At 52.1% G+C, this 11,565-nt stretch carries 9 protein-coding genes and 2 pseudogenes; 3 read left to right on the top strand and 8 right to left on the bottom strand.

Annotation, left to right across the window (positions count from 1 at the left end; all coding sequences use genetic code 11):
• Positions 1-399: 399 nt before the first annotated feature.
• Complete coding sequence (locus tag QMG93_RS22690) at positions 400-792, top strand: hypothetical protein (RefSeq protein ID WP_281940530.1); 393 nt, start codon at positions 400-402, stop codon at positions 790-792.
• A 414-nt stretch (positions 793-1,206) separates the two neighbouring features.
• Here the strand turns inward: QMG93_RS22690 and QMG93_RS22695 are convergent.
• Positions 1,207-2,262: pseudogene (locus QMG93_RS22695) on the bottom strand (MFS transporter); the annotation flags it as partial.
• Positions 2,263-2,511: 249 nt separating this feature from the next.
• Between QMG93_RS22695 and QMG93_RS22700 the strand changes: the two are divergent.
• Positions 2,512-3,963 (top strand): DUF5050 domain-containing protein, encoded by a 1,452-nt coding sequence (locus tag QMG93_RS22700; protein WP_281940533.1) that lies wholly within the window; start codon positions 2,512-2,514, stop codon positions 3,961-3,963.
• A 90-nt stretch (positions 3,964-4,053) separates the two neighbouring features.
• Here QMG93_RS22700 and QMG93_RS22705 read toward each other — a convergent pair whose 3' ends face one another.
• The 3 genes and pseudogenes from QMG93_RS22705 to QMG93_RS35430 all read right to left on the bottom strand — a co-directional run.
• Positions 4,054-5,508 carry an MFS transporter gene (locus QMG93_RS22705; protein WP_281940535.1) on the bottom strand — a complete coding sequence of 485 codons (1,455 nt, stop codon included), beginning with the start codon at positions 5,506-5,508 and terminating at the stop codon, positions 4,054-4,056.
• A 205-nt stretch (positions 5,509-5,713) separates the two neighbouring features.
• The gene (locus QMG93_RS22710) at positions 5,714-6,736 is read right to left on the bottom strand and encodes a helix-turn-helix transcriptional regulator (RefSeq protein WP_281940537.1); all 1,023 of its coding nucleotides are present in this window, start codon (positions 6,734-6,736) and stop codon (positions 5,714-5,716) included.
• 71 nt (positions 6,737-6,807) lie between these two features.
• Positions 6,808-6,963: pseudogene (locus tag QMG93_RS35430) on the bottom strand (winged helix-turn-helix transcriptional regulator); the annotation flags it as partial.
• A 227-nt stretch (positions 6,964-7,190) separates the two neighbouring features.
• On the opposite strand from QMG93_RS35430, the gene QMG93_RS22720 reads away from it, so the two are divergent.
• The gene (locus tag QMG93_RS22720; RefSeq protein WP_281940539.1) at positions 7,191-7,763 is read left to right on the top strand and encodes a flavin reductase family protein; all 573 of its coding nucleotides are present in this window, start codon (positions 7,191-7,193) and stop codon (positions 7,761-7,763) included.
• On the opposite strand, the gene QMG93_RS22725 is transcribed toward QMG93_RS22720, so the two are convergent.
• The 4 genes from QMG93_RS22725 to QMG93_RS22740 form a co-directional block, all read right to left on the bottom strand.
• Positions 7,754-8,401, bottom strand: coding sequence for an SIMPL domain-containing protein (locus QMG93_RS22725; protein WP_281940541.1), 648 nt, complete (start codon positions 8,399-8,401; stop codon positions 7,754-7,756). The two genes, QMG93_RS22720 and QMG93_RS22725, sit on opposite strands and share 10 nt — an antisense overlap.
• 255 nt (positions 8,402-8,656) lie before the next feature.
• Positions 8,657-9,055 carry a cupredoxin domain-containing protein gene (locus QMG93_RS22730; protein ID WP_281940542.1) on the bottom strand — a complete coding sequence of 133 codons (399 nt, stop codon included), beginning with the start codon at positions 9,053-9,055 and terminating at the stop codon, positions 8,657-8,659.
• 317 nt (positions 9,056-9,372) lie between these two features.
• On the bottom strand, positions 9,373-10,533 hold the full coding sequence (locus QMG93_RS22735; RefSeq protein ID WP_281940706.1) for an MFS transporter: 1,161 nt from the start codon (positions 10,531-10,533) through the stop codon (positions 9,373-9,375).
• A 166-nt stretch (positions 10,534-10,699) separates the two neighbouring features.
• Entirely contained in the window at positions 10,700-11,557 is an 858-nt protein-coding gene (locus QMG93_RS22740; protein WP_281940545.1) for an AraC family transcriptional regulator, read from the bottom strand.
• Between the last annotated feature and the right edge of the window lie 8 nt (positions 11,558-11,565).

Raw genomic sequence — 11,565 nt, forward strand, 5'->3', positions numbered from 1 at the left:
CTGATCCATCCAGGAGTGGTCCCCTACCTTTGTTCGCTCGCAATCGATTGCTCGTATCCGAAATCAACGAGCGGTCTTCTTTGTCTACCGTTTTGTTGGACAAAGTTATGAGATCCTTCTTCGCTTTGTGGTATTCGAGCAGTAAATCATGCAGGCTCATCCTTTGCATCTCCGCTGTCAGTATTGCCTATTGGTTACTACTGCTTGATAACGATTCGATCGATGCTCGCTTCGACCTTGTTTTCGTAAAGGTCTCCCTAATTATTATGGTTATATTATAAAATATTCTTTATTTTACATATTTTATATATTATGTTATCGTTTAGTTAATGAAATACATTTTGAATAGCTGGCCAGCTTTCAAATAAACATGTGCATTTAAAATGGAGGTGTTTTAGGTTGAAACTCCCAAAACGAACTCTGTTGATGATGGCTCTTTCAATCATTCTTGCTCTAAGTTTTTCAACGGCATCGTTTGCCGCAGCGAAAATACTTCTTCCAAACCAACCAGCTAATAATCCCGCAATTTTTGGTTCCGCCCCCAGTTTCCTTGCATGGTCTCAGTCGCCAACAGATGATGAATCACGCTGGTATTTTTCGACTCCAGACGGAAATACATTTTTAGGTGGATCATCGACTTATCCAGCAGGCTCTACCTATAAGCAACACTACTTGTCACAAGGCGAGAAAGACGCTTTGCCAAGGAACACTTTAATTAGGTTCTCAGTCTACGCGTACAGTAAAGGCAGTATCACGGGAGGAGACAGCGGTTACTTTATTGTACTAAACTAGATTTGAGAAATTCGGGATGTCTATTTTTATAGACATTATCAGATTAATGCGAAACCCACGTTTTTAAGAGCGTGGGTTTCTTCACATGCTATTCGTCGGTCGCTCCTGATGGATTGAAAAACTTCCATCATTCCCCACTCCTCACTCGCTCAGACATACGTACACTAGCTTAATGGATGAAGCCGGTATAAAACTTCCTGCGATATCAAAGACTACTCGGCCATATTAACGATGATTAACATATACGAAACAAAAGCAAAAAAGAAAAGCTGTCGACAAACTCGAAACACTTCTAAATGGGTTATTATAAACCATTTGAGAGCAATGCGCAGGTAACGACTCAAACTCCCCGTCCCCGAAGAAATATCGTCCATTATCCCTGCGCCTGTTTTTTGTCAGGGGTACGACGTTTCCCATAAGCGGAACCAGCACCAGTGCGCCGATGAAGAACAATACTCCGCTGATTGAATACACCGTGTACAGCGAAAGCATCCTTCAAGTACCCCGCCAAAGCCATGCCGACGACCATCATGCCCATGAACATCGGCGTCAGCACGCCCCCGACCCGGCCGATAAACGAGCCTTCCGTATTTTGCAGGATCAAAGTATTGATGCCGATGTGGATACATGGAAAGCCCAGCCCGTTGGTAGCTTTCAAAAGGAGAATCAATGGAATGCTGGTCGACCAGCATTGCGGCGCCGCTCGTCATCAGAAGCCACTGCAAGAACGATTTGTTCTGGCCTAGGTTTTCCATGGCGACAAAGATCGTAAGCGGTGAAATCCGCCCGACAGCCAGGCCAGAGACGGTAAAAGTCCCTCCCAGCGTCCGGAGCGGGCAGCTCGCCCAGACATAACGAAGTCCGTCCCGCAGCTCCCGCATAAAGCTCCGGTCCTCCACAGCCGGGGTCTTGGTTTCCCGCGGGAGAAAGGACAAGATCAGCGCGAGGCAAGCAGCATCGCACCCATCACGCAAAGCGAAATTTCGATGCCGAATCGCTGATAAGCGAACGTCCCTATGACCGGACCGACCACCATAAAGACGGCCATCAACGACTGAGACATCGCCATGACACCTTGCAGCTGCTTTTCCGGCACATGCTGCTTGAACAGCTTCATCACCGACGGCTGGGAAAACTGGGAAAGCACGGCGAAGATAAAGGTTGTAAAAAGCAGCGCGTACCACGAGCCTGAGTGTACTACCAGCAGCACGACGAAAGCGGAGACGGCGGACAAGAGATTGCACCAGACCATCGTTCGTTTCGGCAGCCACCGGTCGGCGAATATCCCCCCGATAGTGGAGAACAAAAAGATCGGCGCGTAATCCACAACCGCGGTAAGCGATACATACAACGGGTCGTTCTTCGTCAACTCGGTGACGTAAAGCAGAATGGCAAAGTTTCTTACCCAATGCCAAGCTGCAGACAAACTCTGGATAAAATGGTGGTTCGAACATAGCGATTGTTTAACACGGGTTTTACTTCCTTATAAGCGTTGATTATCGTACGGTTAGATCCGCCCCCCACACACATAACAAATAGACAAAAATGAGTTTCGTTTATTTATCTTCGCAACCTCCTCAAAATGACCGCCCGTAAATTTCCCGTCCCCCTGTAAAAACGCGCAACAAACAGGAGTTTCCGGCGTTAAAAACAACGTCACCTTTTTCCTTCAAGCGCCGCAAAACTTGTCCGAAGCTCTAGCCGGAAAGGAGTTTGATCATGCCTCAAATTTTGAAAGCTTGGACCGCAGCGGCTGCTTTGAGCCTTATGCTTGTTTGGCCGGCTCCCGTTTCTCGGGCGGCAGCTTCGCCGGAGGTTCAAGCGTCGTTCCCTGCGTTCCCGGTGGCCGTGAACGGCACGGTTACCGACCAAACACATAGCCAGTACCCGCTGCTGCTATACCGAGACGTCACTTATTTTCCGATGACCTGGAATTATACGTCTTCTTTGGGCTTGGCCGTTTCTTGGAGCAAGGAGAACGGGCTATCTCTGGATAAAAAAGACGGCTGCGTTCCTCTGGCACAAGATCTGACCGCAGAGGTCAATGCCAACAGCGGCGGTCCGCAAGCTGCCGTCCCCGCTCCTTTTCCCGTGAAGGTGAACGGCAAAACGATCGTTAATGCAGACGAACCTTATCCTGTTTTGCTGTACCGCAACATCGCTTATTTCCCGATGACTTGGAGGTTTGCTCACGAGGAGTTCAACTGGAAAACTTCTTGGGATAACGTACGCGGCTTTGCCATCCAATCGTGTGCCAGACTCGACGATGAGGAACGCACTCAAGCGGTAAACCTGGCGAACGGCGGGCAGCTTGCCGTCAAGAACGGCTGGGTGTACATGAATCCGTACCTCTGGTCGGAGGGAGCGCACAAGTTGGTCAAATCCAAGCCGGACGGTTCGAGTCAGACCAAACTTTCGGACGATAAAGCTACCTCCATCAATGTGGTTGGGGATTGGCTGTACTACATCGCATCCGAGCCTCGCAAGCCAAACGCCATCTACAAAATCAAAACCGACGGCACGGAGCGGACGCTTGTATCGCAGACGAATGCCAGGTGCCTGTGGGTCCGGGACGATTGGATATACTACCTCCGCCTTGCCGAACGCAGCGGTAACGAAAACGCCCCCTACTACACTCCGGGAGGCATGGAGCGGATAAGAACGGACGGTTCGGAGAAGCAGACGCTGCTTTCCGGGATGGCCGTCAAGAATTTTTTTCTGCAAGGCGAACGCCTCTATTATCTGACCATCGAAGGGGAGAAAACGAAGCTTTACGTCATGGGGAACGACGGATCGGGACGAACGGAGCTGCGGGATAATGTGACGGAGTTCAGTATCATTGACGGATGGATCTATTATGTGAAGGACGGCAAGCAGCTGCGCAAAATGAGCGCTGACGGCTCCGTCGATATTCCCCTGCACGAACCCGCGAGGACTCCGATTTTCGGACTGAACTACCGGGACGGTTGGTTGTACTATGTCAGCGGCGGCTTCGGGGTCTCGGGGCATGCTTCCATGGAGCGTATCCGGCTGGACGGCACCGGGCGTCAAGCACTGGCCGAAGCGCGGGCAACGGCGTTATATATAGCCGAAGACCAGCTCTACTTCCCCGATTGGTCGATGGGCGACCGCACGATGTACCATATGAAAATCGACGACCCGCAGCCTTAAACGACCTTCTGTCCACGACAAACAAAGCAAGCCTTCGAACCCTGCAGTTCGAAGGCTTTTTGCTTACTTAGCACAAACGGGCACATGCTCTCACACCTTCCGCTTGGGCAGAAAGCACAGGCAAATAAACGCGGCAAAAGCAAGGCTCCCGGTAGCGGTTAAAGAGACGGAAAATGCCCGTACATAATCCGGCAGATGTGCTGCTGTCAACGGCTTACCCAGCATGGCCGAGAACAAAATTCCGATCAGCGCAACCCCCAGCGAATTGGCCAAATATGTGAAGGTCGTGAACAAGCCGGAGCCTGTGCCCGCATTTTTCGAAGGCACGACACTGAGTGCTACATTGACAAGCGGCGTGCCTGCCAATCCCAGACCAAGACCGTACATCAGCAGGATTGTCATATTCCGCATGGTCAGCAGCTCCGCCGCATCGGCATGCAGCGATCCAATGAGCGCAAAGCTGCAGACCGCCATGACCAGCGCACCTATTTTCAGCACGACTACTCCCCATCTCCTGATGATTCCAGAAGATACCAGGGAGCTCAGGAAAGAACCGACGCTGATCGGCAGAAATACCAGACTCGAGGATTGGACGCTGTAATGCAAGCCGTATTGCAGGAAGTAGCTCAGGATAAAGAAGAAAGAGAACATGCCGCTGTAGAACACCGTTACCGTGATCATGCCGACTCGGAACGAAGGCAATTTGAATATGGACAGATCAACAAGCGGAACGGCCCCATGCTTACTTTTCCGGATTTCGACGGCGACGAAGGCCAACAGAACGGGGATAGCCAGGGCCAGACAGCTCCACGTCCAGAGCGGCCAGCCTCGCTTCTGCCCCTCGGACAGCGGATAAATAAGCAGAAACAAACCGGCGACCAGCAGGATGGCGCCGCTCCAGTCCATGCTTTGAGCCTGCCCCCCGCGAGATTCGGGGATGATCGGCAACAACAACAGAACAAGCACACCGATCGGCACGTTGAAAAAGAAAACGTTCCGCCAACCGAGCGCGAACCAATTCCAATCGACCAGCAGGCCGCCCAAAATCAGGCCGAAGGTGAAGCCGACGCCGATCAATGCGCCATAAATTCCAAAAGCGAGTGCCTTCTCCTGCGGCGGGAAGCTGACTTGCATCGTCGACAATACCTGCGGCTGAATAATCGCTGTAGACAGCCCCTGCATGACCCGAATGGCGATCAGAACCGACGGATCGGAAACCAACCCGCCGATCGCAGCCATAAGCGTAAAGCCGGCCACGCCGATGATCAGCATTCGTTTTCTGCCGTACATATCGCCGAGTTTGCCGCCTATAATCAAAGCCAGCGCCATGCCGAGCGAGTAGCCGGCGACAATAAACTGGGCTTCGGAAAAACCCGCATGCAGGCTGTTCTGCAGGGACGGCAGCGCGACCTGAATCATGAACGTATTCAATTGGATCAGCAGGATGGGCAGCAAAACCACCGCAAGCGCATACCAACGGCGGCGGTCCGTCTGCTGCTTCGGGGAACGATCGGATGTGAATGTTTCGGAGATCGGATTGGACATGGAATTTCCTCCTACAGTAAAATCTAAGCTTTTCACGTTGGAACAGGCGGCCGTCAGCCCGTCAGTCAGCGTTTGATAATGATTATCATTCGAAAAGCCATCACCGTGCTACCTGTGGAGGAAGTTTTTATCCCTGTATAAGGAGGATGAAATACACTAAAAACCCCTCAAACCTATGGAAATCCAAGGGTCTGAAGGGCCCGCTTCAACTGTTATTGTTCTCCTGTTCTATGCTTTGCCGCAAATCCAGATGGTGAAGCTGCCTTACATATTCGCCGGGATTGCAACCGTAGTGCTTCCGAAACGCGGTTGTAAAATTGCTGACATTGCTGTAACCGACGGCAACGGCAGCTTCTCCTACATTCATTCGCTCGACTTCCATGAAGCGAAGCGCCCTTTCCATCCGCTCTTGTCTTACAAGCTCGAAGATCGTTGTACCGAACAGCTCGCGAAAGCCCTTCTTTAACTTAAATTCGTTGATCCCGGCGAGTCTGGCGAGTTCCCGGATGGACAGTGGATGCTCAGCCCGGCTGATCACCCACTGCCTGACCTCCTTCAGCTTCTCGATATCGTCGCGGCGCAGCATGAGCTTGCCCTCTACAGGACCTCGTCCGCCCGCCTCGGCAAACAAAGCAAGAAGCTCCATCGCTTTGCCTTCCATATACAATCGCTTCATCGATCCTTTGTAGGTGCAGTGCATGAGTTCGGATACGCATTTACGGATGGCTGGAGAATCGGAATAAGGATCAATACTACCCTTATGCCGCTTCATCCAAGCTTCCATCCCCTGCTTCTCGATCGCATCGTCGGCATAACGAAGCAGCTCCTCGGGGGCAAAACGCACCTCCAGCAATTGCTGTCGGAGACCTGCTTTCATTTCCTCGTATACTCGAATATTTTCCAGGAAAAGAACGTTGCCCGTACAGCTCCCCGTCAAATTTTCTTTGCCGTCCCATTCGCAATAAATTTCACCGCTTACGCAGTAGCTCAATTCGAACAGCCGGCATGCTTCCATAATGTGCAGCTTCATATTGTGCTCGTACGTCATATCCGAAACAACAATCTCCATTCCCGGACGAATCCGCATCCGGGTGATCTTCCCCTTTCCGATATGAAGCGGCGGGGAAAGCTGCTGCTCCCAGCTTCGGGTACGAACCGTTCCATGGACCAATTCGGCGATCCCGTCAAAATAATCGTGTATGTTGGTTACCACGACATTCGGCTTCAAAAAACGCACCTTCTTCCAGTTATCCAATGAGAATGATTATCATCTAGCCCCATTGTACTGGGTCGGTGCGTTCATTTCAACGGCAATTGATTGTGCACTCCCCATTTGCACATCTCCTCCAGAATGGGCATCAAAGTTTTCCTTGGCGTTAGCGAATATTCCACCTTCGGAGGCGTTTGCCGGTACTCTTCCCTGTTAACGATACCGCTGCTTTCCAACTCGTTCAACTTTCATTTTCCACTTTCCGCCAATAATGGACAAGGTATAGTCAAACGGGGTTTGGTTGTTATGTATTTCCGCGGTTTCCGTCCGTTCAGGCATCGGCGTCCCTCTCCTTAAGGTAAGTACTAACTTTAAAGTGCGTACTATTTATTATCCGGTACACGACTATACTTAAGAGTACCGCGTCCGGCGGCCGCCGTAGGAATTCGGGTTGCATGGGTACACGGGGGCCATGTACAAGCTGATGATCGGCTCGGTTGTACCGAGACCCATTGCGTGGGTTTCGTCCAAAAGCAAAAACGGCGTTCTTAATTTGGCGCCTTTTAGTTTTTTTACAGTCGCTTCCCGCAATCCGCCCACGCTGCTGATTTCCATCGGACCGGGCGTAGGCGAACGGGAAGGTACGGTCAAGGATACGCTGACCAATATTCGCGAGGTCGGCGAGTATGTCATTAATATGGTTTCCGAGCCATTAGGCGAGGCGATGCAGCGTTCGTCCGCTAACGTCGAGCCGCAGCGTAACGAGTTCGAGCTTGCGAGAGTCACGCCACAGTTTTGCAAAAGTGTCGATGTGCCGGCCGTGCTTGAAGCGCCGATTGCGTTCGAGCTGAAGCTGGATCGAATTATTCCCGCAGGTGGGGATCATCTCGTTCTAGGAATCGTGCAGCGCGTGCAAGTGGATTCCGCCGCCTATGCAGGAAATTATAAAACGGTAACGGAGCGCTGGAAGCCGCTCGCAAGCATGGCCGGAGACTACGCTGGACTGACATCTACTTTTTCATTCGACCCAGGGAATCAAGAATAAGAATAATAAGCTTTGACAGCGGCGGAAATGCTCAGCTCTCCCGGCTGAATGGGAGTAGCGCCCGCAGCGGCAAAGGACGCCATCTGATACGGGCGCGGTTCGATGGCGTGAGACGTTTCTTGAATCCGCACCGGGGTAGGATGAAGCGCTACGCCCATCGCTTTCGCAAGGGTCGCCGCCTTCTGGCGGCTGCTGTGGACTGCCAACGTCAACGCCTGATGGTAATAAGCCTCCGGATGAGCCGAAGTAAACTGGATGCCGGATACGGTGTTCGCTCCATGACGAACCGCCGTATCCACGATAACTCCCGTCTGCTCGATCTTGTCCGCCGTCACTCGCAGAAGATGGGTGACTTTGTAGCCGCGGAACGTTTGCACCCCGTCCTTGTAATTGTATTGGATCTCGATGCCGTACTGGACCGTCTGCACCTTTTCCTTCGGAATTCCCAACTGGTACAGCGACTGGAGGATGTTTGCCACCGCTCCGGCATTTTCGGTCTGCGCTTCGCTCAGATTCGCCTTCTCCGTCACTACCCCCAGCGTAATCAGCGCCCGGTCCGGAGCCGCGGCAACTGTTCCTTCGCTGGAGACCTCGATGATGTTCCTGGAGCTGTCGATTGAAGCCGTCGTCGTATTCATTTCGGATCACCTTCCTTAAAAGGATCTACTATCCAATGTATTTCCATACGAACCTCATATGAACCGTACGAATCTGGAATAATCGAACCAAAGCACCGGCAGCATCCTCTCGCGCAAACTTGAGGACTTCCAATCATAAAAAATAGGCGGTGGCTCTCCCCCGACAAAATATCGGGAGACGACCACCGCTTCGCTCGGCGCTTCAATCATCGCCGACAGGACGGGACAACGTTCCTGCTTCCCCGTCGTTCTTATTTATTTCACTGTAATGACTCCGTCAAACATATACATTCCGCAGTGATAGCGATACGTGCCTGGCTTCAATTCGGGTAAGGCGACGATATTGTTTCCGGTTGCCAATGGAGCGTCGATAATTCCCAGATCTTTGGAGATCATGCTCTTGATGCAAGTAAATCGCGTCGATTTCTTGAAGTTGATCTTGGCCGGCACACCCGCTTGAAGCTCGATTTGTTTGGGCTCAAAGCCGTCTTCCTTTACCTGGACGGTCGCGACCTGGTAACCCGCCGCTTTTTCAGCGATCAAAGGGTCCACCGAACTCGAATCGTCTTGAATGAAAGCAACGAGAATGGCCCCGATGCACAATATACCGAAGGCTGCCGCCAAGAAAACGAACTTATTTTTACTGATTTTCATTCCATTCCACCCTCTCCGTTGGTTTCTTATCTGCCGTTGTGAACACATCAAGTATAACGGAACAAGCATTGTGCGGACATGGAACATTATGTCATTTTCCGAGCCAGCCAGTACATAGAGCCGAAGGTTATTTTGCGGAAATGCCCGACTGCCACGCCAAGCTCCTTGATTAACTATAACCAAAATTCATCGTCCTCAAATGACTCGCAAGAGCTATCTTTATGTCCAAATGAAGGCAAATTGCTTCAAATCGCGCATGCATGCAAAAAAGAGCCGCATTTGTGCGGCCCCCTTATTGCCTCCTTGACTCAGGGAACTTACGGAGCCTTCGGCCGGAACCATAGTCCAAGCAGCGCAAATAAGACATACGCGCCGCCAAGCCAGTAAAACATGCTGTGGACGGAGAAATACTGCATGCTGAAGCCGCCAATGTTCGGCCCGGTGATGCTCCCGATGCTGAACAACACGGAGGCGATGACGTTCGTGCGGGGCAGCACGGCTTTCGGCACCACGTCCGCCGCGTAAGCAAGCCCCAGCGTAAAGAACGAACCGACGAGCCCGCCAGCTAGCCCGAACAGAATCAGCACCAGCAGCAGATTCCCCTGCGCGGCGAACGGGACGGCTGCAAAGGCGGCCCCGCCGATCAGGCCTGCCGCCATCAGGATCGGCTTGCGGCCCCACCGGTCGCTCCATACGCCCAGCGGCAGTTGGAGGATCAGAGAACCGATTCCGATGACCGGCAGCAGCAGGGATATCCAGGTGTCGGACATGCCGATGCGCAAGCCATAAGCGGGAAAATTGCTGTTCATGGACGATTCCATGTAACCGTACAGGAACGAGGTAAGCAGAGCGTACCAAGCCAATCGGAACACGGCAGGATAGGTGGTGACGGCTTGCGCCCCCTGCTCCCTTTTCACCGTTTCCGGGAGCGCATTAGGCAGCCGGCTTACGAACATCAGCGATACGACCGTGCACAGCATCGTCGCCAGAAAAGGCGCCCACATCCCGTAGGGCAGCAGGTTGATGCCAAGCGGTCCCAAGCTGAATCCTGCCCCGTAAGCCATCCCATAGAGCGAGATGTACCGGCCTCGCTTGTCCGCCGGAGAGCGCGATACGATCCATAGCTGGGTCGCATAATGCAGACCGCTGTCTCCCACGCCGACCATAAAGCGGAGCACAAGCCATACCCAAAAATTAGGAAATAATGGAAATAAGATCAGCGTGACAAGCACGATCAGGATGCCGCCGACGATCACCGGCTTGTAGCCGAAACGGCGCACGGGCTTCTCAATCCAAAACATCGTAACAAAAGTCCCGATATACAGAGCGGCCGCATTCAAGCCGTTCACCCCGGTCGAGACCCCCGTCTTGTCAAGCAGCAGAGTAAGCAGCGGCAGCAGAAGCCCTTGGTTCATCCCGGCGATAATGACTACGGTAATCAGCGTAAGATAATGCCGGAGCTGGAACGGGGCTTCCATGCCGCGTTCATGGGATAACGTCAACGGTAACTCTCCTTCACGACTTCAATTCGGGATGCCTTGACTATTGTAGCTGATCTTTGGTCAAAAATCGACCGTTGGCGTTAAGCAATCGTGTCCCCGGCCATAAAAAAGAAGCTGCCGGGATTGCAGCTTCTAAATCCACTTATTCAATAGGAATATAAATGACCATGCTTATGGCATCCGGAGTCGACTTGAGTACATCGGTCACTTCAAAATCCGGCCCCTCCCGCCGCTCGTAATTCGAATTCGCCAGCCATGTGCCGTATATGTATTTTCTCGTATTTTGCGGCGGTCCGTCGACCCGAAATGCCGCGTATTTCCCCTTCGGAATTTCGTAACAGACGAATCCCGGCTCCAAATTATCCGTAAACTCGTGCACTTCTTCTCCGATCACGAACGAAAATCGGCCGTCATCCTGAAACTCGCAAGCAATCCCGTAGGCCATCTCCGGAGCCGCTCTGCCCGGAATCTTCAGAAATAATCCGTTGCTCCCGAACTCGCCGTAAAAGCGCGGAATTTCTTCGAAATATTGCTCCTCTTGCAGCGTTGTCCGGTATTCGTAGCCGATGATCCGGATCGCGTCCAAATCGATAATCTCAGGCCGGTTCATGTTCAATTCCCCTTCCGTATATTGTTGATAATCGAGAAAATTCACTTTGTCCTGCAAACGAATCGGGACGGATTCCTTCCGGTATTTCGCCGGCGTGATGCCAAATTGACTCTCGAACGCCCTGGTGAACGCTTCTTGCGAGCCGTATTGAAACGCAACCGCGATGTCAAGAACGCTTCTGCCCGTTTCCTTCAATAAAACCGCGGCTTCGGACAGTCTCCGTCTCCGAATGTATTGGTGCACGGAAAATCCCGAGATGGCTTGAAACAGCCGTTGAAAATGAAAAGCCGAAAAACAAGCCGCCGACGCTATGGCCGTAATGTCCAGCTCCTCCTGAAGGCGGTCTTCGATAAACTGTATCGCCCCTTGAATCCTTTTGAAATAATCCATTCGCTCAC

It is taken from the genome of Paenibacillus tyrphae (genome assembly GCF_027925525.1).
GTDB classification, from domain to species: Bacteria; Bacillota; Bacilli; order Paenibacillales; family NBRC-103111; genus Paenibacillus_G; species Paenibacillus_G tyrfis_B.